At 38.0% G+C, this 23,980-nt stretch carries 30 protein-coding genes and 2 tRNA genes; 28 read left to right on the forward strand and 4 right to left on the reverse strand.

The annotated features are described in order from the left end of the window. Position 1 precedes the first annotated feature (1 nt). From SOP96_RS03305 to SOP96_RS03360, 12 genes are all read left to right on the forward strand, one after another. Positions 2-1,678, forward strand: coding sequence for a S8 family serine peptidase (locus SOP96_RS03305; RefSeq protein WP_326319798.1), 1,677 nt, complete (start codon positions 2-4; stop codon positions 1,676-1,678). A 127-nt stretch (positions 1,679-1,805) separates the two neighbouring features. Beyond that, the gene (locus SOP96_RS03310) at positions 1,806-2,300 is read left to right on the forward strand and encodes a hypothetical protein (RefSeq protein WP_326319799.1); all 495 of its coding nucleotides are present in this window, start codon (positions 1,806-1,808) and stop codon (positions 2,298-2,300) included. A 43-nt stretch (positions 2,301-2,343) separates the two neighbouring features. After that, positions 2,344-3,033, forward strand: a complete 690-nt coding sequence (locus SOP96_RS03315; RefSeq protein ID WP_326319800.1) for an OmpA family protein — start codon at positions 2,344-2,346, stop codon at positions 3,031-3,033. A gap of 106 nt (positions 3,034-3,139) precedes the next feature. Continuing rightward, positions 3,140-4,027 carry a decaprenyl-phosphate phosphoribosyltransferase gene (locus SOP96_RS03320; RefSeq protein WP_326319801.1) on the forward strand — a complete coding sequence of 296 codons (888 nt, stop codon included), beginning with the start codon at positions 3,140-3,142 and terminating at the stop codon, positions 4,025-4,027. Then, positions 4,024-5,340, forward strand: coding sequence for an FAD-binding oxidoreductase (locus tag SOP96_RS03325; RefSeq protein WP_326319802.1), 1,317 nt, complete (start codon positions 4,024-4,026; stop codon positions 5,338-5,340). The genes SOP96_RS03320 and SOP96_RS03325 overlap by 4 nt, the downstream gene beginning before the upstream one ends. A 5-nt stretch (positions 5,341-5,345) precedes the next feature. Next, positions 5,346-6,071 (forward strand): SDR family NAD(P)-dependent oxidoreductase, encoded by a 726-nt coding sequence (locus tag SOP96_RS03330; protein WP_326319803.1) that lies wholly within the window; start codon positions 5,346-5,348, stop codon positions 6,069-6,071. 60 nt (positions 6,072-6,131) lie between these two features. Then, positions 6,132-6,719 carry an HAD family hydrolase gene (locus tag SOP96_RS03335; RefSeq protein ID WP_326319804.1) on the forward strand — a complete coding sequence of 196 codons (588 nt, stop codon included), beginning with the start codon at positions 6,132-6,134 and terminating at the stop codon, positions 6,717-6,719. 115 nt (positions 6,720-6,834) lie between these two features. Further along, a complete protein-coding gene (locus SOP96_RS03340; protein ID WP_326319805.1) occupies positions 6,835-8,010 on the forward strand; it encodes a cysteine desulfurase family protein in 1,176 nt (391 codons plus the stop codon). Between the two features lie 82 nt (positions 8,011-8,092). After that, positions 8,093-8,410 carry a thioredoxin gene (gene trxA, locus SOP96_RS03345; protein ID WP_326319806.1) on the forward strand — a complete coding sequence of 106 codons (318 nt, stop codon included), beginning with the start codon at positions 8,093-8,095 and terminating at the stop codon, positions 8,408-8,410. 126 nt (positions 8,411-8,536) lie between these two features. After that, positions 8,537-8,610: transfer RNA gene (locus SOP96_RS03350), tRNA-Asp, on the forward strand. A 30-nt stretch (positions 8,611-8,640) separates the two neighbouring features. Beyond that, positions 8,641-8,714 (forward strand) — tRNA-Asp (locus SOP96_RS03355). A gap of 247 nt (positions 8,715-8,961) precedes the next feature. Next, the gene (locus SOP96_RS03360) at positions 8,962-10,197 is read left to right on the forward strand and encodes a site-specific integrase (RefSeq protein ID WP_034741491.1); all 1,236 of its coding nucleotides are present in this window, start codon (positions 8,962-8,964) and stop codon (positions 10,195-10,197) included. Positions 10,198-10,376: 179 nt separating this feature from the next. On the opposite strand, the gene SOP96_RS19970 is transcribed toward SOP96_RS03360, so the two are convergent. Then, on the reverse strand, positions 10,377-10,757 hold the full coding sequence (locus SOP96_RS19970) for a YidH family protein (RefSeq protein WP_034741488.1): 381 nt from the start codon (positions 10,755-10,757) through the stop codon (positions 10,377-10,379). Positions 10,758-10,933: 176 nt separating this feature from the next. Here SOP96_RS19970 and SOP96_RS03365 point away from each other — a divergent pair, with 176 nt between their 5' ends. From SOP96_RS03365 to SOP96_RS03440, 16 genes are all read left to right on the forward strand, one after another. Next, a complete protein-coding gene (locus SOP96_RS03365) occupies positions 10,934-11,566 on the forward strand; it encodes a Crp/Fnr family transcriptional regulator (RefSeq protein ID WP_034741485.1) in 633 nt (210 codons plus the stop codon). 73 nt (positions 11,567-11,639) lie between these two features. Continuing rightward, entirely contained in the window at positions 11,640-12,434 is a 795-nt protein-coding gene (locus SOP96_RS03370; RefSeq protein ID WP_034741481.1) for a sulfite exporter TauE/SafE family protein, read from the forward strand. Between the two features lie 196 nt (positions 12,435-12,630). Continuing rightward, positions 12,631-13,194 carry a YeeE/YedE family protein gene (locus SOP96_RS03375; RefSeq protein WP_034741478.1) on the forward strand — a complete coding sequence of 188 codons (564 nt, stop codon included), beginning with the start codon at positions 12,631-12,633 and terminating at the stop codon, positions 13,192-13,194. An 11-nt stretch (positions 13,195-13,205) separates the two neighbouring features. Continuing rightward, positions 13,206-13,688, forward strand: a complete 483-nt coding sequence (locus SOP96_RS03380; RefSeq protein ID WP_034741476.1) for a DUF6691 family protein — start codon at positions 13,206-13,208, stop codon at positions 13,686-13,688. Between the two features lie 273 nt (positions 13,689-13,961). Next, positions 13,962-15,215 carry a site-specific integrase gene (locus SOP96_RS03385; RefSeq protein ID WP_312768661.1) on the forward strand — a complete coding sequence of 418 codons (1,254 nt, stop codon included), beginning with the start codon at positions 13,962-13,964 and terminating at the stop codon, positions 15,213-15,215. Between the two features lie 655 nt (positions 15,216-15,870). Continuing rightward, entirely contained in the window at positions 15,871-16,263 is a 393-nt protein-coding gene (locus tag SOP96_RS03390; protein WP_312768664.1) for a single-stranded DNA-binding protein, read from the forward strand. 42 nt (positions 16,264-16,305) lie between these two features. Beyond that, on the forward strand, positions 16,306-17,379 hold the full coding sequence (locus SOP96_RS03395; RefSeq protein WP_312768666.1) for a DUF932 domain-containing protein: 1,074 nt from the start codon (positions 16,306-16,308) through the stop codon (positions 17,377-17,379). Between the two features lie 53 nt (positions 17,380-17,432). After that, the gene (locus SOP96_RS03400) at positions 17,433-17,807 is read left to right on the forward strand and encodes a hypothetical protein (protein WP_312768669.1); all 375 of its coding nucleotides are present in this window, start codon (positions 17,433-17,435) and stop codon (positions 17,805-17,807) included. A gap of 23 nt (positions 17,808-17,830) precedes the next feature. Further along, positions 17,831-18,328: a DUF1281 family ferredoxin-like fold protein gene (locus tag SOP96_RS03405; RefSeq protein ID WP_312768671.1), complete on the forward strand. Its 498-nt coding sequence runs from the start codon at positions 17,831-17,833 to the stop codon at positions 18,326-18,328. Continuing rightward, a complete protein-coding gene (locus SOP96_RS03410) occupies positions 18,325-18,663 on the forward strand; it encodes a molybdenum ABC transporter ATP-binding protein (protein ID WP_312768673.1) in 339 nt (112 codons plus the stop codon). The genes SOP96_RS03405 and SOP96_RS03410 overlap by 4 nt, the downstream gene beginning before the upstream one ends. A 10-nt stretch (positions 18,664-18,673) precedes the next feature. Then, on the forward strand, positions 18,674-18,874 hold the full coding sequence (locus tag SOP96_RS03415) for a hypothetical protein (protein ID WP_326319807.1): 201 nt from the start codon (positions 18,674-18,676) through the stop codon (positions 18,872-18,874). A 4-nt stretch (positions 18,875-18,878) separates the two neighbouring features. Next, a complete protein-coding gene (locus SOP96_RS03420; protein ID WP_326319808.1) occupies positions 18,879-19,490 on the forward strand; it encodes a PRTRC system protein E in 612 nt (203 codons plus the stop codon). Between the two features lie 17 nt (positions 19,491-19,507). Beyond that, the gene (locus SOP96_RS03425) at positions 19,508-19,726 is read left to right on the forward strand and encodes a PRTRC system protein C (RefSeq protein WP_062696096.1); all 219 of its coding nucleotides are present in this window, start codon (positions 19,508-19,510) and stop codon (positions 19,724-19,726) included. Between the two features lie 17 nt (positions 19,727-19,743). Beyond that, complete coding sequence (locus SOP96_RS03430) at positions 19,744-20,910, forward strand: hypothetical protein (RefSeq protein WP_326319809.1); 1,167 nt, start codon at positions 19,744-19,746, stop codon at positions 20,908-20,910. Next, positions 20,910-21,632 carry a PRTRC system protein B gene (locus SOP96_RS03435; protein ID WP_312768675.1) on the forward strand — a complete coding sequence of 241 codons (723 nt, stop codon included), beginning with the start codon at positions 20,910-20,912 and terminating at the stop codon, positions 21,630-21,632. Before SOP96_RS03430 ends, SOP96_RS03435 begins: the two co-directional genes overlap by 1 nt. Beyond that, positions 21,632-22,438 (forward strand): PRTRC system ThiF family protein, encoded by an 807-nt coding sequence (locus tag SOP96_RS03440; RefSeq protein ID WP_312768677.1) that lies wholly within the window; start codon positions 21,632-21,634, stop codon positions 22,436-22,438. Before SOP96_RS03435 ends, SOP96_RS03440 begins: the two co-directional genes overlap by 1 nt. A 256-nt stretch (positions 22,439-22,694) precedes the next feature. Here SOP96_RS03440 and SOP96_RS03445 read toward each other — a convergent pair whose 3' ends face one another. The 3 genes from SOP96_RS03445 to SOP96_RS03455 form a co-directional block, all read right to left on the reverse strand. Beyond that, the gene (locus SOP96_RS03445; RefSeq protein WP_312768678.1) at positions 22,695-23,078 is read right to left on the reverse strand and encodes a DNA-binding transcriptional response regulator; all 384 of its coding nucleotides are present in this window, start codon (positions 23,076-23,078) and stop codon (positions 22,695-22,697) included. A gap of 281 nt (positions 23,079-23,359) precedes the next feature. Further along, a complete protein-coding gene (locus tag SOP96_RS03450; protein ID WP_312768679.1) occupies positions 23,360-23,653 on the reverse strand; it encodes a helix-turn-helix domain-containing protein in 294 nt (97 codons plus the stop codon). After that, the gene (locus SOP96_RS03455) at positions 23,634-23,945 is read right to left on the reverse strand and encodes a helix-turn-helix domain-containing protein (protein ID WP_312768680.1); all 312 of its coding nucleotides are present in this window, start codon (positions 23,943-23,945) and stop codon (positions 23,634-23,636) included. Before SOP96_RS03455 ends, SOP96_RS03450 begins: the two co-directional genes overlap by 20 nt. Positions 23,946-23,980 lie beyond the last annotated feature (35 nt).

Consider the following 23,980-nt stretch of genomic DNA (forward strand, 5'->3'; position numbering starts at 1 on the left):
CATGAAAAAGGTATTATTAGCCGCTGTTTTTTTAGTGGGATTCGGCTTCTCGCATGCACAGGAGGCCAAAACGGAGTCTGATCCGATGAAAAATAAGGATCTTATGACGTGGTATCATAAAGATTTTGCCACAACAAAAATTTATGGAGTCAATACAGACAACGCTTATAAATATTTAGAATCTAAAGGCCTTAAACCTAAAACGGTTGTAGTAGGTGTTTTAGACAGCGGTGTTCAGGTAGATCATCCGGGATTGGTGAAAAATGTATGGAGCAACCCGAATGAAGTTCCGGGCAATGGAAAAGATGACGATAGAAACGGGTACATTGATGATGTTCACGGATGGAATTTTATCGGTGGAAAAAATGGAGATATTGATGTAGATAATATGGAAGTAACGCGTGTTGTTGCTAAATATAAACCAGTTTTTGAAGGAGAAGATTCTGCTAAAAACAAAGCAAACCAGGCAAAAATGCCGGAAGAATTTGCCATGTATATGAAGTCTAAGGAAATCTTCACGAAAAAAAGTGTAGAAGCAAGACAAGGTTTCCAGACTTATACCATGATCAGCGAAGCGATTCCTACAATGGTAAAACTATTGAACGGAAAAGCCATTACTCCTGAAAATGTTGCTGCAATAAAGCCTGCAGACCCAAAAGAAGCAATAGCTGCACAAGTGCTGGCGCAGGTAGCGCAAAGCCCTGAATTTAAAGGTAAATCTGCCGCAGAATTCGAAAAGGCAATGAGCGGGCAAATAAAAGAAGCATTAGATTATTTCGGTCCTCAGGAAAAACAATATAATCTTGATTACGATCCGAGAAAAGAAGTCGTTGGCGACAATTATGATGACTACTCCGAGAAGAATTATGGAAACAATCATTATGAAGGTCCTGATGCAGAACACGGAACACACGTTGCCGGAATTATCGCAGGGCTTCCCAACGGATCAGAAATGCAGTATGGTGTAGCTTCGAAAGTTGCCAAAATCATGTCTGTAAGAACCGTTCCGAATGGTGATGAAAGAGATAAGGATGTGGCCAATGCGATTCGATATGCGGTAGACAACGGAGCTAAAGTATTAAATATGAGCTTCGGAAAACCGGTCTCTCCTGGTAAGAATGTGGTTTGGGATGCTTTCAAATATGCTCAGGACAAAGGCGTTCTTCTGGTTAAAGCGGCGGGAAATGAAAACGAAGATGTTGCAGAGCATCTTGCTTATCCTACCAATTTCAAAAATGTAGCAGATGAAAAACCTTTTGTTAATAATGTTTTGGTTGTAGGAGCAAGTACCAATGATAACAATGCATTGAGAGCAAGCTTCTCAAATTACAATAAGAAAATGGTCAATGTATTTGCACCGGGACAGGAAATTTATTCTACCGTTCCGCACAGCCAATATAAATATCTTCAGGGAACTTCCATGGCATCACCGGTAGTTGCAGGTGCAGCAGCGGTTTTACTAGCTTACATGCCTAACCTTACACCTGCCCAGATTATCGAATCTTTGGTGAAATCAAGCAATCCAGCTACGGCAAATGAATTCGGAACCTATTCTGAAGCAGGAGGAGTTATTGATCTAAAAAAAGCGGCAGAATATGCCTATAACAATTTCTACAATGGAAAATCAGGTGCATCTAAAAAGGCTACAAAATCCGTAAAAAAGACTGTTAAAAAATAGTTTATCTGCTTATATTTAAGCCTAATTGTAATAAAGTCCGAAATTTTCGGACTTTTTTTATTGCTATTTTGCATTTTTGGCACGGTTTTTTATAATCTTATTTTAACGAAAAATAATAAACTACAATATGAAAAAGTTACTATTTGCAGGGATGCTTGGAGCATCAGTTTTTGCAGTGTCTTGTTCCGGAGTTAAAAATGCGAAAACGGCCCAAAACCAAAGATCGGAATTTTTGAAAATGAAAGGAGACTGGCAGATTGTCAGTGTAAACTATGATAAACAATTCAAGGTGAAACCATTCGATGACGGTATTGATGCACAGTGTTTCGTTGGAAGCCATTGGAGATTAATTCCTAATAACTGGACGGGTGCTTATACTGTTAGCGGTGGCGGTACTTGTGGCGCAGGCTTTACCCAACCCATTAAAATAGATGTGGTAAGCGGAAATACTTTTAATTTTAAAAAGATTGCCGATGGTACAAAAGCAAAACAAAATATTGCGGGATACACCCTTACCCTTACAAGCCAGACGACCGATCAGTTTTCACTGGAACAAAACGTTCCTTTTGACGGAGAAAACGTAAGAGTGGTTTACAACTTCGAAAGAACCGGAATGAAATAATCAATCAACCGGAATTAATATTTAACATTAAAATTAAACAGAAATGAAATTTACAAAAACATATATAGGAGGTCTTTTTTTATCATCAGCTTTATTGTTAACAAGCTGTGAAGCCGTTAAAAATTCTAACCATCAGCAAAGAGGTACCGCAGTTGGCGCAGCTTCAGGAGCTGTAATTGGAGGGATTTTAGGAAATAATGTAGGAAGGGGGGGAAACGGTGCAATTGGTGCTGTTTTAGGTGGTGTTATCGGTGGTGTAGCCGGTAATGTGATCGGTTCTAAAATGGATAAGCAGGCAAGGGAAATTAAAGAAACATTACCGGGAGCTGAAGTGGAAAGAGTAGGAGACGGTATAAAAATTACGTTGAATGAAAGTATCGTCAACTTCGATTTTGATTCATCCGCCCTCACAACTACGGCTAAAACCAATCTTGACAAATTAGCGCAGGTTCTTGTAAACAACCCTGATACCAACATTAATATTTACGGTCATACGGACAGCAAAGGATCAGATTCTTACAATATGTCACTTTCAGAAAGAAGAGCAAATTCCGTAAAATCTTATTTAATGGGAAAAGGAATTTCTTCCGCAAGATTGTTTGCTAAAGGAGAAGGAGAAGCAATGCCTGTTGCCACCAACGATACAGATGCTGGAAGAGCAAAGAACAGACGAGTTGAGTTTGCAATCACAGCCAATGAAAAAATGATTAATGACGCACAGAACGGGCAATAGTAATTACATATAAATATTTTCTTAAATAACCGCTTTTGCGGTTATTTTTGTATTTTTATGCTGGCTTTTCTTTAAAATTATTATTTTTGTATCTCAAATAACATAAATGAAGAAATATTTTAAACTGCTCCGTGTAGAGCAATGGGTAAAAAACCTGTTTGTTTTTGTTCCATTATTTTTCTCTGGCAATATCCAGAATATCGATCTGCTTACCAAAAGTATTTTCGCTTTCATTATTTTCTCCCTGGCAGCAAGTGCCGTTTATATTCTGAATGATTATAACGATATTGAAGCAGACCGAAAACACCCCGAAAAAAGAAGAAGGCCTCTCGCAAGCGGTGCCATTTCAAAACATCAGGCAATAGGGATTTTAGCAGGGCTTATCATTGCAGATATTGCACTCGTATTTTTTGCACAGGTTTATTTTCAGCATAGTCTCTGGAAATTTGCTACCATTATAGGTTCTTATTTCGTAATGAACCTTGCATACACTTTCAGGTTAAAGCATGTTGCCATTATTGATATTTCCATTATTGCGCTGGGGTTTGTTCTCAGAGTATTGGCCGGAGGGTATATTACCGGAATCAGCATTTCCCAATGGGCTATTTTACTGACTTTCGTGCTTGCGCTTGTATTGGCCATAGGAAAAAGAAGAGGCGAACTCATCAATGCGCAGATTTCGGGTAAAACAAGAAAAGCTCTGGACGGATATAATGTTCAGTTTGCAGATATTGCACTTTCTATTTCCGTTACGCTGGCTATCGTGTGTTACCTGATGTTTACGCTCTCACCGGAAGTACAGGCAAAATTTCATCAGCGCGTTTTTTACACCGTAATTTTTGTTGTTTTTGCTTTTTTAAGATATTTACAACAGACGCTGGTTTACAACAGAACAGAATCCCCCACTAAAATCGTCTATCGTGACAGGTATATTCAGGCAACTTTATTGCTGTGGGTCGCTGCATTTTTAATTCAAATTTATTTTAAAAAATGAAGCCGGATTTTGTACAAAAAGTGACCAATTGGGGAAATTATCCCGTTGTGGAAAAGGAAATGCGTTCTGAAGACAGCTTCCGGAAAATAAAAGAATTTGTGCTTACCCACAATGAAGTGATCGCACGTGGAAACGGAAGATGCTACGGAGATGCTTCACTGGGAGAACATATATTTTCAACTAAAAAACTGAATAAATTCATCAGCTTTGACCGCTTAAACGGAATTATCGAATGTGAATCGGGAGTTTTGCTTTCCGATATCCTGGAAATTGCCGTACCGCAGGGATATTTTCTTTATGTTACGCCGGGAACGAAATTCGTATCGGTGGGAGGTGCCATTGCATCGGATATTCACGGGAAAAATCATCATAGCGAAGGATGCTTTTCAGAATATGTCATTGACTTTAAATTAATGATTGAAAATGGGGATATCATTACGTGCTCAAGAGAGGAAAATTCTGAAAAATTCTGGTCTACCATTGGAGGAATGGGACTTACAGGAATTATTCTTTCCGCAAAATTCAAATTGAAAAATATTCAGACGGCATATATTCGCCAGGAAAGCATTAAAGCGGAAAACCTTGATGAAATCTTCAGGCTTTTTGAAGAAAGTGAAAGCTGGACGTATAATGTGGCATGGATCGACTGCCTCCAGAAAGGTAAAAATATTGGAAGAAGCATCATGATGAGAGGAGAACACGCTTTTCAGCATGAGCTGCCCCAAAAATTCAGAGATCAGCCTTTAAGGCTCAAAAAAAAGTTTGAGCCAAAAGTTCCTTTCTATTTTCCCGGATTTGTTTTAAATGCCTTTACCGTAAAGATTTTTAATTACTTTTATTTTAAAAAACAATCTAAAAAAGAATTAAAAGATTTTATTGATTACGAAACCTTTTTTTATCCTCTTGATTTTGTAAAAGACTGGAACAAGATTTACGGAAAATCCGGATTCATTCAATACCAGATGATGATCCCAAAAGAAAAAGGCAAGGAGGGAATGAGAAAAATCCTTGAAACAATAGCCAATAGCGGAAACGGTTCGTTTCTGGCGGTATTAAAACTGTATGGTAAAGAAAATCCTGAGGCGTACAATTCCTTTCCTTTTGAAGGTTATTCGCTGGCGTTGGATTTTAAGGTAAATGCTAAACTAAAAAAGCTCATCGACAAGCTGGATGATATTGTGGAAGAATATAACGGAAAGATTTATCTTACCAAAGACAGCATGAGCAGATCATCACTCACGAATTACCTCAAAAATGTTCAGAGTTCAAAATTTGTGTCTTTGCAGCACAAAAGAATCATAAATAATAATTAGCACAGATGATTGTTTTAGGAAGTACCTCGGAAGTAGCACAGGCATTTGTAGAAGAAGCTCTGAAGCAGGGAGGAAAGTTTGAAAAAATTTATCTCATTACCTCAAATGTAGAAACAACGGAAAGATTTGCAAGGCATATTGACGTGAAATTTCTCCAGCAGGCGGAAGTGATTGAATTGGATGTAATGAAAGAAACGGATTACAGTGTATTTGAACACATTAATTCAAATCTTTTATTTTGTGCTGTAGGATATTTGGGTGAAGGAACGGAAGAGGGTTTGTATGATAATAAAAATACCGAAAGGATTATTGACATCAATTATGCGAAACTCGTTCCGGTGCTTACTTATTTTGCACAGAAATTTGAAAGCAGAAGATCGGGAACCATTATCGGGCTCTCATCGGTTGCCGGTGACCGCGGAAGGCAGAGTAACTTTATCTATGGCAGTGCAAAAGCAGCTTTTACGGCTTACCTGAGCGGTCTCAGGAATTATCTTTCCGATAAAAAAGTTCATGTCATCACCGTGAAACCTGGATTTATGGCAACCAAAATGACTGAAGGTCTTCCCCTGAATCCTAAACTTACAGCAACTCCGGAGCAGGCAGCCAAATGTATTTTTAAAGCTTATAAAAAAAGAAAAGATATCGTGTATGTTTTGCCCGTTTGGGAGATTATTATGTTCATCATCAGGAATATTCCGGAGTTTATATTTAAAAAGCTTAAATTATAATTATTTATATTTAAAAATATCTTTCCGACATTTGCGTTAACATAAAATTAAAGAAATTCAATGAAGAAATTGTATTGTTTTGATTTCGACGGGACTCTTACGTACAAAGACACTATGTTTATGTACCTTCGGTTTTACGATCCTGTAAAATTCAGATTACAGTTTCTGAAGCATGTTCCACTTTTCGTTTTGCTTAAATTAAAGCTTGCCGATACCGAAAAAGTAAAGAAGAGCTTCATTAGTTCTATTCTTAAAGGGCAGACGCAGGAAAAAATAGAAAAAAAATCCAGACAGTTTTTTGAGCAGCATTACCCGAAAATTATCCGTGAGAATGCCCTGGATTTCATCCGGAATATTGATCGTGAGCATACCCACAGCCTTTTGGTTACTGCTTCGCTGGATATCTGGGCAAAACCCTTTGCAGAAGCGTTTCAAATGCAGCTTGTGGCAACAAAAGCAGAATTTAAAAACGGAATTTTCACCGGCAATTTCATGGGAAGAAACTGTAACGGAAAAGAAAAACTCATTCGCATACAGGCGGAAATTATCAACCATAAATACGATAAAATCATTGCTTTCGGAGATACTTCAGGAGACAGGCCAATGCTTCAATGGGCAAATGAAGGACATTATCAATTTTTTCACTAATTTTGACAAATGAAATTCAGGATGGAGATTTGGCTTTTAAAGCTGAAAAATAAATCTTTATGCTGTGCTTTTCGGTAATAAACTGATTCCGTAGAAATAAAATCTTCAAAGTAAAATGAATAAAATATATTTGGATAACGCTGCTACAACACCTCTTGCAGAAGAAGTTATCGATGCCATGGTTGATACCATGAAAATGAATTTCGGAAACCCGTCTTCAACACACAGTTTTGGACAGGAAGCGAAAATTCTTATCGAAAACGTAAGAAGGCAGGTTGCAGATTATCTTCATGTTACTCCTGCCGAAATTATATTTACATCGTGCGGGACAGAATCCAATAACATGATCATCAAATCCGCTGTTGATCATCTTGAAGTACAGAGAATTATAAGCTCACCTCTGGAGCATAAATGTGTTTCTGAAAGTATTCTGGATATGAAAAACAGGAAAGGAGTAGAAGTAAACTATATCCGTCCTGACGAAAAAGGTGATATCGACCTTGTAAAGCTGGAAGCATTGCTGAAATCTTCAGATAAAAAAACACTGGTAAGCCTTATGCATGCCAACAACGAAATAGGAAATCTTATTGATATTAAAAAGGTTGCGGAACTTTGTAAAGCCAATAATGCCCTTTTTCATTCGGATACGGTGCAGACAATGGCTCATATGCCGCTCGACTTTTCCGATATTCAGGTAGATTTTGCATCATGCAGTGCCCATAAATTTCACGGGCCGAAAGGAATTGGCTTTGCCTTTATCAGAAAATCAAGTGGATTAAAAGGAATTATTACAGGTGGTCCCCAGGAAAGAAGCTTAAGAGCGGGAACAGAAAATGTGGCAGGAATTGTAGGATTAGGAAAAGCTCTCGAAATATCGTTAAATCATCTGGAAGAATATGCAGCTCACATGCAGAATATTAAAGCGTATGCTGTGGAAAAACTTACACAAGTTGTTCCGGGAATTAAGTTTAATGGAAGAAGCTCGGAAAAGGAAACCAGTCTTTACACGGTTTTAAGTGCTTTATTACCATATAAAAATCCATTGATCGGTCTTCAGCTTGATATGAAGGGAATAGCAATTTCGCAGGGCAGTGCTTGTTCTTCAGGGGCATCAAAACCCTCTATGGTTATGATGATGGTTCTTTCTGAAGAGGAGATGGATCATTGCACGCCATTGCGTATTTCGTTCAGCCACTTAACTACTATGGAAGATATTGATGCATTAGCTGATGCTTTACATGAAATTTCTAAAGATTTTGTTATAGAAAATACAAATGTTGAGCATAGATAATCCTATCACTAAAATGGCTTAATTTTGGGTACTGGTTTAGGAGTAAACAAGAATATAATATTAATTTAATAAAAGAAATAAAATGGCTTTAGAAATTACAGACAGCTCATTTCAGGAAACGGTTTTAAAATCAGATAAGCCGGTATTGGTAGACTTCTGGGCAGTATGGTGCGGGCCTTGCAGAACGCTGGGACCAATCATAGAGGAAGTTGCCGCAGATTTTGACGGGAAAGCAGTGGTAGGAAAAGTAGACGTAGACAACAATCAGGAAATTTCCATGCAATATGGAATCAGAAATATCCCTACGGTTCTTATTTTCAAGAATGGTGAGGTTGTTGACAAATTAGTTGGGGTAGCACCAAAAGATGTGATCGCTCAAAAATTAAGCGCACACTTGTAAAATAATAAGTTTGATAATGAATGCCTTCCGCTTTGGGAAGGCTTTTTTTTCTAAAATAGTTTGCAGGTAAGGAAAAAAGTTGTAGTTTTGCAATCACAAAAAAGAAACAACGTTCTTTAAAGAATTGATCCGGTAGTTCAGCTGGTTAGAATGCCGCCCTGTCACGGCGGAGGTCGCGGGTTCGAGTCCCGTCCGGATCGCAGAAGTTTTATCAATTTCTTTAAAAAATTGATCCGGTAGTTCAGCTGGTTAGAATGCCGCCCTGTCACGGCGGAGGTCGCGGGTTCGAGTCCCGTCCGGATCGCAACTACAATATCAAAGTAGTACAAAAAGCTTTAAAACGTATGTTTTAAAGCTTTTTTTGTTTTATGTCTGTTCAAAGAGAACTAAAAAAGCATAATCTGAAAGTGACCTATTCAGTGACCTGTTGAAATAGGTTAAAAAGGTCACTGGAAATTCAGACAAACCCTTTTCAGCAGCTGGTTCAGCAACTGAACATCTTGTGTTAAGTTTTTACTAAGGTTAATTTTAAATCTCAAAAGCTAAACGATATGAACAAGACATTCAATTTACTTTTCTATGTGAAGAAATCGAAAATCAATTCTGTAGGAGAGTCTCCTATTTATTTGCGGATTACCATCGACGGCAAAATAACCGAAATAAGCACAAAGCGTACAGTAAAGCCTACGAAATGGAATTCTGCAATGCAGAAGGTTAGTGGCTCTTCGGAAGAATGCAGATCCCTTAATTATTATTTGAAAACATTTGAGCAAAAAGTTTACGATACCTATCACGAATTAATCAGAGATAAGGAAGCCGTAACTTCTGAGGCTATTAAGAATAAGTTAGTAGGTAGAGGTAGAATAACCCGAACACTCATTCCCGTTTTTCAGGATCATAATGATCGAATGGAGAAACTTATAGACAAAGAATTTGCCCAAGGAACGTTAACCCGTTATAAGACCTGTCTGAAACATACCAAAGATTTTTTGAAATGGAAATATAGTATTACCGACATTGAAATAAAAAAGATCGATTATGCTTTTCTAAACGATTTTGAATTTTTTTTAAGGACTGAAAGATCCTGTAATAATAATTCTGCAGTAAAATATATCAAGAATTTTGGTAAGATTATACGTATCTGTCTTGCAAATGGATGGATGGAAAGAGATCCTTTTATGAACTATCATTCTAAGTTTAATGAAGTGACAAGAATGTTCCTTAATGAAAAGGAGATAGAAGTACTTTTTGCCAAAGATTTTAAAAATGAGAGATTGTCTTTGGTAAGAGATATTTTTCTGTTCAGCTGTTTCACCGGACTAGCGTACATTGATACTCAAAAACTAACATATCAAAATATCAATTTGGGACTTGATGGCTCTCAATGGATTTATACAAAACGTCAGAAAACTAAAACTACTTCTAATATTCCCTTACTTTCTCAAACAGAGAAAATTATTGAAAAATACAAAAATCATCCAGTATGTCTTAATAATGGAAAGTTGCTGCCTATTCTGAGTAATCAAAAGATGAATGCATATCTTAAGGAGATTGCCGACCTGTGCGGAATTAACAAAGAATTGACCTATCATATTGCACGACATACCTTTGCAACAACGATAACTTTATCTAATGGGGTTTCCATTGAAAGTGTTAGTAAAATGCTAGGTCACAAGAGCATTAAGACAACACAGCATTATGCGAAAATACTTGATAAAAAAGTCAGTGAGGATATGATGGAATTGAAGCAAAAATTTACTAATAAGGAAATTGTTGTAATTTTTTAGGTAACTCATTTTTGCTGAAGGATTCTTGATAATTGTAATAATAAAGATTATCTACTGAACTCTGGAAAAAACCTTAATTTCAAGGAAATCGGACTGCGTTTTCCCATCATCTATGTGAAACACTCTTTCGATTTTTATTGATTTATAATAGCTAATTAATTGAAATCTGTGAGTATCATTTATATGTTATTTAATAAGTAATGTATTAAAAAAATGCTCAGCAAAAATAAAACAGTGGTGACTATGAGCAAGAAAATGTTGTTCTCGTAAAATGTATTATTATTAATACGTTTTTTGTTATTGTAGTAATTAATATATGAAAATAATAAAACTATAGCTCCAACAATGACAATTACAATCCCTACAAGACTGGAATGTCCATTTTGAGCGTGCACTGTGTTTTTAGCTTCTGCAACTAAAGGTATCTGCTTAAGAAATAGGGAAAATTTAACTAGTATGAATCCGAAACCCATCAATGCTATCGATGTTCGCATCCACGCAAGAAATGTTCTTTCATTTGCCAAATGTTCACTGGTATGATTTGGTTTATCTTTATTCATATCTTATTCAAAATTTATCTTATGCCTACAATAGCTAACAATACCAAATTTACAAATTAAGTTTGAAATAGATTTTTTATCTATTAGCAATTTGCAACAAAATAAAATGTTCTAGGTTACATATTGACGGTTTATATTCAGAAGAAATATATTATATTAGAAGAAATATTTTTGCAATGGAACATACTGAATTTTCTTCCGATGTCATTTCTTCACAGGAATTACTTGATAAGCTTTACCAAAATGGTAATATAAAAACCTACCGGGAAGGTGAAATCATTTTAGATGAAAATGCTTCGATCCGATCTATACCAATTGTAATGAAGGGATTGTTGAAAGTAATACGAACGGAAGAAGATGGAAGAGAAATATTATTATACTATATTAAAGCAGGTGAAAGCTGCATTATGTCTTTTCTTGGTGGAATGCATAATGAAAAGAGTATTGTAAAGGCAGAAGTTGAAGAAGATTCCGAGATACTTTTCTTACCTGTAGAAAAGGTTTCGCTCTTTATCAAAGAATATCCGGAATGGCTGGACTATATTTTCAGACTATATCACAAACGCTTTGAAGAATTACTGGATATTATTAATGCTATAGCTTTTAAAAAGGTAGATGAGCGACTACTAAATCTTCTTACTAAAAAAGCAGAAATAGCAAATTCAAATACTATAGTCGTTACTCACGAGCAGCTTGCGAATGAACTTGGAACAGTAAGAGTTGTTGTTTCCCGACTTCTAAAGCAATTGGAAGATTCTGGAAAAGTGAAATTGGGAAGAAACAAAATTATTTTTTCAGATCTGAACTAAAATTTTCTTATGTAACAAAAGTAGCGGTGCAGTAAAATAGAAATATCCATTTTTGTCATATAAAATTAAAGAGATGGAAATTTTCGGATACATTGCCGCAATATTTATTGGTATTTCCTTAGGGCTGATAGGAGGAGGGGGAAGTATTCTTACTGTGCCTGTCTTAGTATATCTCTTTGGTATAGATGCCTTCGTAGCCACAGAATATTCACTTTTCATAGTTGGAATCAGCAGTGTGGTAGGTTCATTTTCCTACTTTAAGAAAGGGCTGGTTAATATAAAAACAGCTTTGGTTTTTGGTGTCCCGTCAATAATATCTATTTTTTTGACCAGAAATTTTATTTTGCCACTGATTCCTGATGAAGTTCTTACAATCAGTACTTTAGTGGTTACCAAAGATATCTTATTACTTCTGATTTTTGCATTATTAATGATTCTCGCATCGTACAAAATGATTCAAAGTAGAGTAGCGCCGCAGATAGAATCGATTCATTTTAATAAAAATAACAATCTTTTGGCAGCAGGGCAAGGGTCGGTTGTCGGGGTGCTTACTGGTTTGGTCGGTGCGGGTGGTGGCTTTATGATTATTCCTGCACTCGTCAATTTGCTCAAGACACCAATGAAGGTAGCCATCGGTACCTCGCTTGTCATCATTTCCCTGAATTCCCTTATCGGATTTTTCACTTCAATGCACAACGTCCCGATCAACTGGAAACTACTTGCAACGGTCTCATCCATTTCCATAGTGGGGATTATTATAGGAGCACAATTGTCAAAAAAAATAGACGGTAGAAAACTCAAACCTGCTTTCGGCTGGTTCATCTTAATAATGGGAATTTACATTATTGTAAGAGAGCTTTTAATGTAGCTTTTGAGCATCTTTTGCAGCGTGAGTTTGTCGGAAAATTATTGCATCCAGGTTCGCTGATTCTCAATAAAAGAATTCAGTTATTTTTATTCGAAAAATCTATTTTGTATTTTAGAAAAGAGAAATAAACTGCTCTGTAACAAAAGTAACCGTATATGTAATCTTAAACATATATTTTTGAAATAAATTAATTAAAATGATAGAAGTTATAAAACAACCCTGGCCGTGGTATATTGCGGGTCCGTTAATAGGGCTTACAGTTCCGGCTTTGCTGATACTGGGTAACAAATCTTTTGGAATCAGTTCATCTTTAAGGCATATTTGCGCAGCGTGTATTCCAGCCAACATTATTTTTTTCAAATACGACTGGAAAAAAGAACTCTGGAATTTGTTTTTCGTTTTTGGGATTTTGCTCGGTGGAGTTGTCGCATCTCAATTCCTTATGAATCCTGGAGAATTATCGATTAATCCGAATCTGAAAGCCGAACTTGCAACCTACGGAATTACCGATTACAGCAATCTCGTTCCTGCTCAATTGATGAATTTTGCGAGTCTTTTAACGATAAAAGGTTTCATTACTATGGTTGTCGGTGGATTTTTGGTAGGTTTCGGAACCCGTTATGCAGGTGGTTGTACCAGTGGACACGCCATTATGGGATTGGCAAATTTGCAGTTACCATCACTTATTGCCACAATATGCTTTATGGCAGGAGGTTTTCTAATGGCGAACGTGATTTTGCCGATAATTCTTTCACTTTAATTTAAAAAAATATGGCAACAGAAAAAGATATACGTCATCAGGACAGCGTTTGCACCAACGAAAGTCATCTTACTCACAAATGGTATTACAATCTTAAATACCTTTTGGTAGGAATTGTATTTGGGATTGTATTTGTAAAAGCAGAAATCATCAGCTGGTTCAGGATTCAGGAGATGTTCCGTTTGCAGTCGTTTTTTATGTACGGCGTAATCGGTAGTGCAGTTCTTACAGGAATGATTTCAGTGTTTATTATTAAGAAATTCAACATCAAAACAATTTACGGGGAAAGGATTTCAATTACACCGAAGAAATTTAACAAAGGACAAATCTATGGCGGGCTGATTTTTGGATTTGGCTGGGCAATGACGGGTGCCTGTCCGGGACCTCTTTTCGCACAGATTGGAACAGGTGCATTGGCTGTTGGAGTTACTTTGCTGAGTGCCATTTTTGGAACTTGGGTCTATGGATATTTGAGGGATAAATTGCCCCACTAATATATTTTATTTAAAAAAGATTAATAAAAAGCAAAGATAAGCAAAACGGTTAAACCCGTTATTATACAATGCTTTATAAAAGTGTAGTCTTTTTTCGGAAGTCGTTGTCCGATAGGTTTTGGGCTTGAAAATGCAAAGTTAGGTTCCTAAATCGTTACCAATTCAATCGGTAACTGATAAAGACTAATAGGTTATATTTCAGTCTTTTGCACTCCTTTTTACATTTCCTTGTAACTCAATGTAATTTAATTTTAAACATTAAACATTGTGGTTATGGAACAGACAAAAAGGTCAACGTTTAAATTGCTTTTCTACCTGAAAAAGAACGAACCAAAAAAGAACGGTAATGCTCCGATTATGGCACGTATTACCATTGACGGAACTCCTAAAACTTTCGGAACAAAGTTAGAAATTAATGCAGATAATTGGGATTTAAAGTTCGGCAGAGTTTTAGGCAAAAGTGCTGAAGCAGTGAGAGTAAATAAAAAATTAGACAACATACGTGGTCGTATTGATACGATTTACGAGAATATGCTCAAAAATGAGGGCTTTGCTACCGCGCAGAAAGTGAAGCTCGCCTTTTTGGGTGTAGGTGTAATGGACGATGCTGTTTTAAAAGTTTTTAATGACCAGAATGAGCAATTTGAGAAACTGGTCGAAAAGGAAGAACGCTCAGAGGGTACTTACAATAAGTACATCACGGTTTACAATCATCTTTCCAAGTTTATACAGGAACGTTATCATCGTGATGATATGGCTTTTCGTGAATTGAACAACGATTTTATCCGTGAGTTTGATTTTTACCTCCGCTATGATTTACAGTTAAGCCATAATACTATTTGGGTGTACACAATGCCCGTATTGGCTTTGGCAGAACTGGCTATTAAAAAGGGATTGATACGAGATAATCCGTTTCAGGATTACGAAATAAATATGGAAGAAACCGACAGAGGTTACATATTGAAAGAAGACGTTGAGAAACTAATGTTATCCAAAGCACCGCACCCACGGTACGAAGTTGTAAAAGACCTGTTTATTTTCAGTTGTTTTACAGGGCTTGCGTATGCGGATATTAAGAAATTGAAAAGAAATAATATTCAATCTTTCTTTGACGGTCATCAATGGATTATCAGCCGGAGAAAGAAATCAGATGTTGCTTCCAATGTCAGGTTAATGGATATTCCAAAACGCATTATTGAAAAATATCAAGGTACAACAAGGAATGAATTTATCTTTCCAATTCCAACCAATGCTACCTGCAATAACCACGTTACCAAACTGATTGAAAACGCAGAGATTGTTACAGAGCAAAAAGTAACTTTCCACACGGCAAGGCATACTTTCGGAACAATGTTTTTGACCGAGGGCGTACCACTTGAAAGTTTAAGCAAAATGATGGGACACAAAAATATTTCTACCACACAGATTTATGCAAAAATTACCAGTCAGAAAATCAGTAAGGATATGGATTTGGTAACACCTAAATTCAAGGCAATGGAAGAAGCATTTTTAACGGTAGCTATTTAATTAAATCCGACACAACTAATAGAACAGAGCTTGACGGCTCTGTTTTTTTTTGCCCTAAACTTTTTATAGCCAAAGCACATTTACCCCTTTCCAATTCCCTCGCTGTAAAAGAGCTTTTTTCGGCTACTTCTGAAACAGCCATTTTAAAAACACCCTACCTCCGCTAATTCCATTTACAGCATTTTTAAAATCCCTGATAATGTGGCTTTGAGAGCCACACAAGCTAAAAAAACATTTATCAATCCAGCTAATTGGAAGTGTTATTTCAAATCACTACGAACCATTTTCAAATGCCATCTTCTTAGGCTTCCACAATAGTTTTTATCCAAAGTGCCGTATGCTTTTTTGTCTCATTTCAAGAGCAAAGGTATTTCCGTGTTCTTAACGCCACCAAAAGGTCACGCAAGTTTGGAAAAAAATCTCCACCCGTTGGGTAGTATTTGTTTTCCAAAACCTTGTGTCGGCTAAACACGAACCTTTTATGCTCGTGAAACGAAACATAGCATACTCCGGCTCTTTACACGAATAAAAAAAAATGTCAGATACGAAGATTAAAAGCATTGAAAATGGTAATGAAACGAAACAGCACCTCCTCTCATTGCCGAATAAATCAAAAAAAAAACAAATCGAAATCAATAACTAAAAATCAAAGAAGATGAACATCACAGGCAGACTGACAAGAAATGCGGAAGTACGCACATTGTCGAACGAAAAACAGGTAGTAAACTTTTCAGTAGCGGTAAACGACAGCTACAAGAACAAGCAGGGCGAACGAGTAGAGCAAACAACCTACTTCGATTGTGCCTATTGGATAACCGCAAACGTGGCAAGGCTACTGACAAAAGGCACTTTGGTAGAACTCACAGGACGTGTAAGCACAAGAGCGTGGGTAAACAAAGAGGGCGAAGCAAGAGCAGGTCTGAATTTCCACACCTCACAAATCAAATTGCACGGAGGTGGCAACAGAGCCGAAACCGTACAAGCTACTGCACAATCAGAAAGCAACGGATTTACAGCACAGGGAACAGAGGACGACCTACCATTCTAAAACAACAATTCAATCATTTTTTAACATCAAAATTTTATCAAAATGGCACATAACATCAATTTCAACGAGAAAACAGGAAAGTACAGTTTCTTTTCAGTAGAGCAAAAAGCGTGGCACGGTTTGGGGCAAATCGTGGAGCAATACCCAACAAGCGAGGAAGCAATCAAACACGCAGGGTTAGATTACGAGGTAGTGAAATCCCCACTATTTACCAAAGGTTCGGGCATTATCGAAACTGCCAAAGGCATAGAGATAGGCAGTAGCGAATTGGAAGTACCTAACTATTTCGCCAACATACGCACCGATAACAATGCAGTATTGGGCGTAGTGGGTAAAGATTACCATATCGTACAAAACCGTGAAGCCTTTAATTTCTTTGATGCTATCGTAGGCGGTGGCGAGGGCATTCTCTATGAAACCGCAGGAGCATTGGGCAACGGAGAACGCATTTTTATCACAGCCAAACTGCCTGACTATATCCGTGTAGGCAATGGCGATGATGTAACGGAGAAATACATTTTCCTTACCACTTCGCACGATGGTAGCGGAAGTATTACCGCAGCGTTTACGCCTATCCGTATCGTTTGCCAAAATACCTTAAACGCTTCATTGCGTAATATGACCAACGTTGTCCGTATTAAGCACACTTCGGGAGCAAAACAACGTATCGAGAACGCCCACAAGATTATGGGATTGGCAAACACATTGAGCGACCAATTACAGGGCATTTTCAACGATTGGACAAAGGTAAGAGCAACAGACAAAGAGGTTAGAAAACTGATACAGTTGGCACTTTGCCCGAACAAAGAAACGCTTGACCTTATCAAAAAAGGTGCGGAAGATGAAATGTCCACAATGTTCAAAAACACCGTTGAGAACGCATTTGCATACGCAATGACAAGCGACACCCAACAAATGGACACCACAAAAGGTACATTGTTCGGAGCGTACAACGCTGTTACAGGCTATTTCCAAAATGTACGCAGTTACAAAGACAACGAAGCCAAACTACAATCCATTGTATTAGGTGGAACGGCTCAACTCAAATCACAGAAAGCATTTGAGTTGTGTACCGCCTTTGCTTCGGACGGTGCGGAAATCCTAAACCTTAATTAAATAACCACAGGCTACCGCCTTAATCGGTGGTAGCCTACTATAAAACCCAAGCAATGACAATAGGAATATATAAAGCAACGCTGAAGCACGACACAGGCACAACAACGCTCAGAGTAGTATCACTAAGCGGAAAACAGGGAGCTATACAGCAGATAACAACCTCAGAGGGTTGCCCCGAATGTGCCATTGTGGATATAGTAGAAATTTTAAACGATACAAAACAGCAGGATATGAAAGCAACAACAATCGAGGAAGCTAAAAGTCTGGCGAGAGCCAAGAGCCTTGAAAAGAAGCATAAAGACGAAAGCGTATTTATTATTTACTGCAATCGTACAGAGCATTTCTATATAGATACAGACGGTTTAATACGCCTTTGGGAAAAGTCGCACGGCTACTATGTAAATGGGGTTTACACCGCAGAAAATTAACACTAACAATAAAACATTTGATTATGGTTAATTGGTGCAACAATACGGTTTATTTCGAGGGAACACCCGAAGCAATCGAACAGATACAACAGCTATTCAAAGCAATGGCTGAAAAACAGGAAAAAGAAGAATGCGGACAATTGCCCGACTTCGTAGAGGATAGCAATGGCGGTTATTTTTTCGACATCTATTGTAACGAGGGCGATACAGGGATATTTCAATACGAAACAAAATGGTCGCCAAATACTGAAGTGCTGAAAAAGATAGCAGAACAGTATAATGTGAGTTTCTCACAGGACTATGAAGAAGTGAGCAACCTTGTATATGGCAGGGCAACCTATTCTGACAAGCTACTCACGAATATTTATTTGGAGTACGAGGACTTTGAAAAGTTTCACTTTGACGAAGAAACCGATACCTACCACTTTGAGGGCGAACCTCACGAAAGTGATTGCGACATATTGGAAACTCTATTGGAACGGAAAATTGAAAATCATCAACCTTTAAACCAAGTACAATGAAAACTGAAACAATAGCTACAAAGTTTGTACGTCACGATGTACCCGAATTACAATCCCTGCAATACGCTAAAGTGTACCTGCTAAGGGAAAAACTGAACAAAGGAGAGAAGATGAACCGAGCCGAGAAAAATTGGCTTGCGGAAGCCGTAAACCGAAATGCCTTTTTCAAAAAAGCCGTTCCCTTGCAAGGCTATCGTTTTGGGTTTGAAGATGTGCTGAAAACTTATTTGGTAAAGCAGTACGACAGTTGGCACGAATACAATGCTCCCGACAAAACAAGCCTTAAAACCATTGTTTACGGCAAGATTGAGCAAATCGCAGAAATCAAAAATTAACAGGATAGCAATGTACATAACAGATTTAAACGGTTGCCTAATTGAAGTAACAGACCTTGACGAAGCCATTAAAATAACAGCAGATTACAAGGAATACAGGCACAAGGACAAAAGTTTTTCAGAGTTCGACAAACGGAAAAAAGCCTATTGGACGGATATGTACGAGAAACTGAAAGCAATTAAAGAACAAGTAACAACAATTAAAATTTAGAACAATGAACACAAATTTTTTCAATCAGATACAGCAGTTGGATTTTACAGGAGTATTGCAACTGAACATTTCTAAGGGAGTAGAAAATAACCTAATTGTATCGGTTATTCTCAACAATGAGCAATGCGGAGATAGTGCCAAAAACCTCATTCCCCCATTGACATTTAACGCCACGCCCGAAGAGTTTGACGAGGGATTTTTTCAGCAGATAACCGCACCTATACAAACTGTTTCGGGCTTAATGGTGGATATGGAAGCCTTTATGAAGCAAATGGAAGCAGTCAAAATGCAATCCGAAATGGAGAAGCAGAAAGCCGAGAAAGCCAAAAAGGAAAAAGAAGCCAAAGACAAGAAATACAAAGACGGTATGGCAAAGGTGGACGAGTTGGAGAAAGAGGGCAAATTCCGTGAAGCGTGGATGAAAGTACCTGACATTACCGAGTTTCCCGAAAAAGCGGACGATATACGCAAACGCAAATCCACCTTATCCGACAAGTTCGGAACACCGAGCCTTTTCGGAGCAATGGAAGAACCAACAGCAGAGCCACCACAAACGGAAGAAGCTACTGCCGATTATCCCATTGATGAAGCAGACGAGAACGAAGAACAGTATTAACCCTTAAAATCGAATTTATGTTATTAGCAACAGTATTACCGAGAGTTTTTATACTCAAAGATAAAGGACAGGACATCACATTGACCGACCCCGAAACACGTTGGAGCGTGGAAGCAGTAATGAATTTTTATGCCAATATGTACCCAATTTTGACAACTGCAAAGGTATCAGCACCGAAGATTAAGGATGATGCAGTCGAGTACAGATTTGAAAGCGTAATGGGAACAAAAGGATAATTTAAAACCGTAAAGCAATGAACTATGCAACGCAACAAAATATCGGGAACAATCCATATACCCGAACAGCAAAGGCAACAGAAGTTGCACCGACAGTTGGGCGAGTTCGCACAATGGATGCAAAGACCAAAAGACGCAGACCAAGTACAGAAAGACAAACGGAAATCCGTACCGATAGCAATGCTACCAATGGTTTTTTAAAATGTACGTTTCTGCCTAAACTGAAAACCGCACAATCTGTACAGGCTTGTAAGAAATCGGAAAGGGATTTTTATCAGTCCCTTTCCAAACTTGCCAAGCATTACAGCATTGAGCCAATGCCAACCCGACAGGATTACGGCTATCCATACAATATGGTATTGGCTATGTGGGATATGGATACCCAAATGAAACGAAGCAATAGAAATTGGGACGGTTTTAAATTGGTACAGGACAGTAAGAAAACCTTTTTAGCAAGCGAGGAAAGATACGACACAGGTACAACGTTGTTTTACATTCCCATTGTTCCACTCTTTGAAATGTTGCACGACAAACAGCGGAAGCACACCGCACATTTACTGACTTCGGTTTGCAGTTATCTGTACCATATTACCCAAATACCGTATTACAGACAGCAAGACAGCTATTTGTATTGGCTGTATGAAACCCACAAAGATTGGGTAGAACAGGACGATGAAACAGAAGATACCGAAAGCTATAAAAGTGAGTTGAGAAAAGCGGAAACCGTGGGCGATAGGATTGAGCAGAAGTTATACAACCGTATAAATCTAACGGTATTTGAACAGCGTTTAAGCCGTTTTAAAAGCCGTGATACATTTGATAAAGAATGTTGGAACGTGGCTTGTAATGCCTTTGCCCTTTATACGGAATACCCGACAGCAAGTATTTTCCGAAACGCACCAATGCCCGAACAAGACCCCTATAACGATGATTGCGAAAACGAAGTTATCGGAATGGAAAAGTATATCTCCTTTATTTCCGATACCAAAGGTTGGCTTTATGAAAGCCTTACAGAAAGCATCAACAACGAGTTTAACGAGTACGGAGTAATGGAAGAACCGACCATTAACAAAGTCTTTGACGGAAGTAAAATATCGGTTGGAAACCTTGATTTTGAGAACCGACTGTTTGAACTATTGGACGACCTTTCATACCTATTGAATAACTATAAAACCACAGAATAATGAACAATGCAACCGACATAACAGCAAATTTCGGAACGCTTTATTTTCCTAAATCAGCATTGGTTTTTTACGAAACCAACAGCACGGAGAAAGAAACCTATGTAGAGCATTTCGATATGGATAAGGACGGAAACCCTATCAATGCCCACCCATTGACCGTAAAAGAAGCCAATGTTTTGGCAAAGTGTTTACAGACCGATGAAGAAAAGAACACCGCCTTTTTAAAGTCAAAAGGAATTTTGCCTACCAATGTTCTGCACATCAATCCGAGCCTTGATAAAGGCACTGTACTATGGTACACCAAAACACAGCAAAGACAACTGTATTTTGTGGACAGTCTGGGCATTCCCAACGGAATGGCACAAGTACCCGCAATGCTTTGGTTGGCGAGCAAAAGCAGTCTGACTGTATTTGCTTTGGCAAACGACAGAAGACCCACCGAGAAAACACCTTTGCATTACACCCCATTTTTCAACATCTACGAAAAAGGCAATGTATGTATGGGAACGGTAAGTATTGATATTAAAAATTCGGCTTCGGTTGAAGAATTTATACAGGCTTGGGAGCATTATTTTTTCAATTCCTATTTCAGCCATTCATTGTGTGAGAACTTGACCAAAAAGAACATCGTAACCCTTTGGAAAGACCTTGTTAATACAAACAAACCCTTTCCGAAAGAAGCATTAAAAAAGAACAACAAAACACTTAAAAATCTATTGTGATGAATACCGATAAAACAAAAATACATTTTACAGACAACTATCTGCTAAACCCGACCAACCCCATTACGGTAAACCTTATCGGAGCAGGTGGCACAGGCTCAAAAGTTTTGACAGCCTTGTTAGAAATAAACGAAAGTTTGACCGCTTTAGGACACGCAGGGTTGTCCGTAAGATTGTGGGATGATGATATTATCTCGACTGCAAATTTAGGCAGACAGCGTTTTTTTGAAAGCGAAACAGGATTGTATAAATCCGTTGCTTTAATCAACCGTGTAAACCGTTGTATCGGTACAAATTGGAAAGCGGAGAACCGAAAATTTGAAAAGGATAATTTCGGGCGAATACCCGAAGAAGCACAGGCGACCATTACTATTACTTGCGTTGATAATGTACAGGCACGTTTTGGCGTTGCCGAAATACTGAAAGCAGTCAGCCACCGCAGAAGTTACAGAGATACACCAAAATATTGGTTGGATTTTGGGAACAGCCAACACACAGGACAAGTTTTGTTATCTACTATCGGAGAGATAAAACAGCCTAATTCCGAAAAATACGAAACGGTGGCAAGCCTGCCATTTGTTACCGAAGAATTTGGCGACTTGCTGAAGCAATCCGAAGAACAGGACGACACACCAAGTTGCTCACTTGCCGAAGCATTGCAAAAACAGGATTTGTTTATCAATGGCTCATTGGCTCAAATGGGTTGTTCCTTACTTTGGGACTTATTTCGCTATGGAATGACGGAATACAGGGGATTTTTCCACAATCTGAAAGACTACCGCACCCAACCGATAAAGGTTGGGTAAAGCCCGAAAATCGGGCGGCAAAAAGACACACCTCCCGATGGTCGGGCAGTCTTTTTGCATCTTATAAGGTGCAACCCCTTTGCCAAAATGCAGGACTACGCACCGTCCTTACTTCACATTTTACCAAACAGGTTGCGACATTATTTGCGTGGGATATTCATTATCCCATTTATTGTTTATGGTATGACTTCTTTTCTTTTCACACAGCGACCAAAGAAAAGAAGCAAAAGAACGTCGCTTTATTTAGAACAGATATTTAAACTTTCTCGATAGCTCTTTTAAAATCGTCTGCATCGCTACCGATAAGCAGATGACTTTCTACACCTATTTCCGAAAGGATTTTTGCGGTTTCTATATCATCAATATCACTGTGGGCAATTAGTCTAATAGTTGGGTATTTAGCCTTTAATTCCTGAAGCTGTTCCAGCACATTCTCATCATAAAAGTCAAGGTCTATAATAGCCGTTTTGGGGAGTTTCTTTAATGTTGATAATTGAGATAAGCCGTTCGTAATGTTTTCCGAACGGAATAAGATTTCAAATCCTGAAGCAATTAGGTCTTTGCAGATAAAATCTAAAACAGGGCTTTTATCATTGATAAGGGCAAGACTGTTTTTTTCGGGGGTGTTTATTGTTTCCATACTACCATTTTTTTAATGTTAGTCGGTGGAACCTGCAAAAAAATAAGGCGCAGGCAACCACACTTACCGATACTAAGGCACTGGTACGCCCAAACCCCGAATAAGCGAGCGCCCACGCCTATGACGTGAGCGTTCTTACTTATTGCCTCGGGGTTACAAAAATTACCAGTTTTTAGTACCAAGACCTAAAGCAAAAACACTTTAAGTATTTCTATATTTTCACTTACAAATATACAAAAGTAGTTTTGATGGAAAGATACCCGGAACGAAATTAATTGTAATTAAGAAGTTTGAATAGATATGTAATTCTGTTCCAGCACGGTCAGAATATCACTTTCTTTATAGATTATCTTACCACCTATCTGTATATATGGTAAAATGGTATCATCACGGTATTGCTGTAAAGTCCGTTTGCTGATGTGTAACATTCTGCACACCTCTTCGCCCGACAGATAAATTTCTCCATTCATTACAGGACGGTAATTTTTCAATATTTCCTCAATACGGTTTCGTAACTGCGTAATCATTTCCTTATGGGCAATGATTTCTTCGGTTTCATTTGTCAGTAAATCCATTGTCATTTGTATTGTACGGCTGTCCGGCTTGTAGCAAAGCCTGTACATCCGAGAGTTTATAATAATTCTTGCGGTTGAGTTTAGAATACGGCAACAAACCTTTGTCCTTATAGGTCTGTAAAGTCCGTTTGGTAATGTTCATCATCAGGCATACCTCCTGGTTATCCAGCCATTTTTCTTCATTGAAAATCGGGGTGTATTTTTGGGTAGCACTTTCGGTTAGTTCCAAAAGCTCCTTTATATCATTCGTCATTCCGTCCAATGCGGATTTTGCTATTGCGATTACTTCCATATTTGCTCAATTTTTCTGTGGAAGTCGAAGATATT

Source organism: Chryseobacterium salviniae (genome assembly GCF_035819015.1).
In the GTDB taxonomy this organism is placed as follows: domain Bacteria; phylum Bacteroidota; class Bacteroidia; order Flavobacteriales; family Weeksellaceae; genus Chryseobacterium; species Chryseobacterium salviniae.

Excerpts from the sequence above, each read along its gene's own strand:
- SOP96_RS03365 (WP_034741485.1), top strand. The coding sequence starts at position 10,934 with ATGGAACATACTGAATTTTCTTCCGATGTCATTTCTTCACAGGAATTA.
- SOP96_RS03420 (WP_326319808.1), top strand. The coding sequence starts at position 18,879 with ATGAACACAAATTTTTTCAATCAGATACAGCAGTTGGATTTTACAGGA.
- SOP96_RS03385 (WP_312768661.1), top strand. The coding sequence starts at position 13,962 with ATGGAACAGACAAAAAGGTCAACGTTTAAATTGCTTTTCTACCTGAAA.
- SOP96_RS03395 (WP_312768666.1), top strand. The coding sequence starts at position 16,306 with ATGGCACATAACATCAATTTCAACGAGAAAACAGGAAAGTACAGTTTC.
- SOP96_RS03325 (WP_326319802.1), top strand. The coding sequence starts at position 4,024 with ATGAAGCCGGATTTTGTACAAAAAGTGACCAATTGGGGAAATTATCCC.
- SOP96_RS19970 (WP_034741488.1), bottom strand. The coding sequence starts at position 10,757 with ATGAATAAAGATAAACCAAATCATACCAGTGAACATTTGGCAAATGAA.
- SOP96_RS03330 (WP_326319803.1), top strand. The coding sequence starts at position 5,346 with ATGATTGTTTTAGGAAGTACCTCGGAAGTAGCACAGGCATTTGTAGAA.
- SOP96_RS03390 (WP_312768664.1), top strand. The coding sequence starts at position 15,871 with ATGAACATCACAGGCAGACTGACAAGAAATGCGGAAGTACGCACATTG.
- SOP96_RS03405 (WP_312768671.1), top strand. The coding sequence starts at position 17,831 with ATGGTTAATTGGTGCAACAATACGGTTTATTTCGAGGGAACACCCGAA.
- SOP96_RS03335 (WP_326319804.1), top strand. The coding sequence starts at position 6,132 with ATGAAGAAATTGTATTGTTTTGATTTCGACGGGACTCTTACGTACAAA.
- SOP96_RS03455 (WP_312768680.1), bottom strand. The coding sequence starts at position 23,945 with ATGGAAGTAATCGCAATAGCAAAATCCGCATTGGACGGAATGACGAAT.
- SOP96_RS03445 (WP_312768678.1), bottom strand. The coding sequence starts at position 23,078 with ATGGAAACAATAAACACCCCCGAAAAAAACAGTCTTGCCCTTATCAAT.
- SOP96_RS03340 (WP_326319805.1), top strand. The coding sequence starts at position 6,835 with ATGAATAAAATATATTTGGATAACGCTGCTACAACACCTCTTGCAGAA.
- SOP96_RS03410 (WP_312768673.1), top strand. The coding sequence starts at position 18,325 with ATGAAAACTGAAACAATAGCTACAAAGTTTGTACGTCACGATGTACCC.
- SOP96_RS03375 (WP_034741478.1), top strand. The coding sequence starts at position 12,631 with ATGATAGAAGTTATAAAACAACCCTGGCCGTGGTATATTGCGGGTCCG.
- SOP96_RS03305 (WP_326319798.1), top strand. The coding sequence starts at position 2 with ATGAAAAAGGTATTATTAGCCGCTGTTTTTTTAGTGGGATTCGGCTTC.
- SOP96_RS03400 (WP_312768669.1), top strand. The coding sequence starts at position 17,433 with ATGACAATAGGAATATATAAAGCAACGCTGAAGCACGACACAGGCACA.
- SOP96_RS03320 (WP_326319801.1), top strand. The coding sequence starts at position 3,140 with ATGAAGAAATATTTTAAACTGCTCCGTGTAGAGCAATGGGTAAAAAAC.
- SOP96_RS03310 (WP_326319799.1), top strand. The coding sequence starts at position 1,806 with ATGAAAAAGTTACTATTTGCAGGGATGCTTGGAGCATCAGTTTTTGCA.
- trxA (WP_326319806.1), top strand. The coding sequence starts at position 8,093 with ATGGCTTTAGAAATTACAGACAGCTCATTTCAGGAAACGGTTTTAAAA.
- SOP96_RS03440 (WP_312768677.1), top strand. The coding sequence starts at position 21,632 with ATGAATACCGATAAAACAAAAATACATTTTACAGACAACTATCTGCTA.
- SOP96_RS03315 (WP_326319800.1), top strand. The coding sequence starts at position 2,344 with ATGAAATTTACAAAAACATATATAGGAGGTCTTTTTTTATCATCAGCT.
- SOP96_RS03450 (WP_312768679.1), bottom strand. The coding sequence starts at position 23,653 with ATGGATTTACTGACAAATGAAACCGAAGAAATCATTGCCCATAAGGAA.
- SOP96_RS03380 (WP_034741476.1), top strand. The coding sequence starts at position 13,206 with ATGGCAACAGAAAAAGATATACGTCATCAGGACAGCGTTTGCACCAAC.
- SOP96_RS03425 (WP_062696096.1), top strand. The coding sequence starts at position 19,508 with ATGTTATTAGCAACAGTATTACCGAGAGTTTTTATACTCAAAGATAAA.
- SOP96_RS03415 (WP_326319807.1), top strand. The coding sequence starts at position 18,674 with ATGTACATAACAGATTTAAACGGTTGCCTAATTGAAGTAACAGACCTT.
- SOP96_RS03430 (WP_326319809.1), top strand. The coding sequence starts at position 19,744 with ATGAACTATGCAACGCAACAAAATATCGGGAACAATCCATATACCCGA.
- SOP96_RS03360 (WP_034741491.1), top strand. The coding sequence starts at position 8,962 with ATGAACAAGACATTCAATTTACTTTTCTATGTGAAGAAATCGAAAATC.
- SOP96_RS03370 (WP_034741481.1), top strand. The coding sequence starts at position 11,640 with ATGGAAATTTTCGGATACATTGCCGCAATATTTATTGGTATTTCCTTA.
- SOP96_RS03435 (WP_312768675.1), top strand. The coding sequence starts at position 20,910 with ATGAACAATGCAACCGACATAACAGCAAATTTCGGAACGCTTTATTTT.